At 60.7% G+C, this 2,139-nt stretch carries 3 protein-coding genes; 1 reads left to right on the forward strand and 2 read right to left on the reverse strand.

Going from position 1 to position 2,139, the window contains the following annotated elements; all coding sequences use genetic code 11:
- Positions 1-965: ABC transporter ATP-binding protein (locus tag D6877_RS05830; protein ID WP_130910154.1), on the forward strand; the 965-nt coding region annotated here is incomplete at its 5' end.
- A 203-nt stretch (positions 966-1,168) separates the two neighbouring features.
- Here the strand turns inward: D6877_RS05830 and map are convergent.
- The gene (gene map, locus D6877_RS05835) at positions 1,169-1,960 is read right to left on the reverse strand and encodes a type I methionyl aminopeptidase (protein ID WP_130910155.1); all 792 of its coding nucleotides are present in this window, start codon (positions 1,958-1,960) and stop codon (positions 1,169-1,171) included.
- Positions 1,957-2,139, reverse strand: a 183-nt coding sequence (locus D6877_RS05840; RefSeq protein WP_130910156.1) for a ParD-like family protein, incomplete at its 5' end; no start/stop codon positions are given. The genes D6877_RS05840 and map, both read right to left, overlap by 4 nt.

Here is a 2,139-nt window from a genome sequence, read left to right on the forward strand (position 1 = left end):
GTTTCGAAACACCGAGCAGCGGCGAGATCCTCGTCAACGGCCAGTCGCTGGTCAATGTGCCGCCGCACAAGCGCGACATAGGCATGGTCTTTCAGCGCTACTCGCTGTTCCCGCATCTGTCGGTGCGCGACAACATCGCCTTCCCTTTGGCCATTCGCAAACTGGCGACGGCCGAGCGCGAAAAACGCGTCGATGCGATGCTGAAACTGGTGCAGCTCGAACAGTTCGCCCATCGCCGCCCTTCGCAACTGTCCGGCGGTCAGCAACAACGTGTCGCCATCGCCCGGGCGCTGGTTTACGAACCACGCATTCTGCTGATGGATGAACCATTGGGCGCGCTGGACAAGAAGCTGCGCGAGGACTTGCAGGATGAACTGCGCCAGCTGCACCGGCGCCTGGGCATCACCATCGTTTACGTGACCCACGACCAGGAAGAAGCCATGCGGCTGTCGCAACGCATCGCGATTTTCAGCCACGGCAAGATCGTCGGTCTGGGCAGTGGTTATGACCTTTACCAGAATCCGCCGAATGCCTTTGTCGCGTCGTTTCTGGGCAATTCGAACTTCCTCAAGCTCAAGGCGCAAGGCAATGCGGCAGCGAGTTTCGAGGGTCAGTCGTTGTCGATTCGGCTGACGTCCGGGTTGCACACTGATCAGGATGTGCTGCTGATGGTGCGTCCGGAAAAAGCCTTGGCGTTGAGCACGCAGCAGGCGCTGGATGAGCCGCTGGCGGCGGGTTGGAATGAGGTGTCGGCGAATGTTGTGGAGGTGCTGTTTCTCGGTGAGAGCCAGACGTGCAGCGTGGTCACTGCGGGCGGGACGTCGATGACGGTGAAAGCGCTGTCGGCAGCGGGCATGCCACTCAAGGCCGGCGATCCGGTCCGGGTGCGCTGGGCGACGGCGGATGCTTGTGTTTATACCGAATGGACCGAGAGCGATTTGAACAAGGCTGCCGGTGCTCACTGATTGCGCTGAGTCAGTTGGATCTTCCCCCTCACCCCAGCCCTCTCCCCCAAGGGGGGCGAGGGGGAAAGGGAGCCGATCTTCATGCTGTGCAAAATGTAAGTTCGACTCGATATCGCACGTCGGCGTATCTCGCAACAACACCTCGGTCAGTCCCCTCTCCCATTGGGAGAGGGCTAGGGTGAGGGCAAGCAGGCGACACGGTATTAGCCAATGGCCCGGTACCCTTCAATCTCATCCGGCCAAGCCGTCAGCACTTCAAACCCGCTTTCCGTCACCGCGACCATATGCTCCCACTGCGCCGACAGGGAGCCATCCTTGGTCAGCACAGTCCAGCCATCCGGCATGTTCTTCACATGGCGTTTGCCGGCGTTGAGCATCGGCTCCACGGTGAAGATCATCCCGGCCTTGAGCTTCAGCCCTTGATTGGGAAAGCCGTAATGCAGGATTTGCGGTTCGTCGTGATAGACCTTGCCGATGCCATGGCCGCAGTACTCGCGCACCACGCTGAAGCCCTCCGCCTCCGCCAGGCTCTGGATCGCATGACCGATATCGCCCAGCGTTGCGCCCGGTTTCACCGCGCGAATGCCCGCGCACATCGCGTCGTGAGTGGTCTTGATCAGGTGCTGCGCTTCAGGAGTCGCCTCGCCCACGACGTACATGCGGCTGGTATCACCGAACCAGCCATCCTTGATCACGGCGATGTCGAGATTGACGATGTCGCCATCTTTCAATGGCGTACCCGATGGAATCCCGTGACACACCACGTCGTTTACCGACGCACAGACGGTTTTCGGAAAGCCGTGATAACCGACGTTGGCCGGCACGGCTTTCTGCACATTGACGATGTAATCGTTGCACAACCGGTCCAGCTCATCGGTGGTCACCCCGGCCTTCACATGCGGCACCAGCATCGCCAGCACTTCAGCGGCGAGCTTGCCGGCGGCGCGGGATTTTTCGATGTCGGCCGGCGTGTTGATCTTGATCTGGTTTCTCATGCGCTGACGGCTTCCTGAGTCAGTTGTTGCAGATCCAGGCCACCATTCTGTTCGGCGCGGATCAGCAGGCGGCAAATGGCGCTGTGGTCGAGGTTGGGGTGCAGCTCGGCGAGCATGCCGATGCGCATCCAGTGCTCGGCCTGCGCGTTGATCGAGCGGCTGAGGGCGTTGCTGGAGAT

Origin of the sequence: Pseudomonas sp. Sample_9 (genome assembly GCF_004307535.1) — a bacterium.
Classification (GTDB): Bacteria; Pseudomonadota; Gammaproteobacteria; order Pseudomonadales; family Pseudomonadaceae; genus Aquipseudomonas; species Aquipseudomonas mercuritolerans.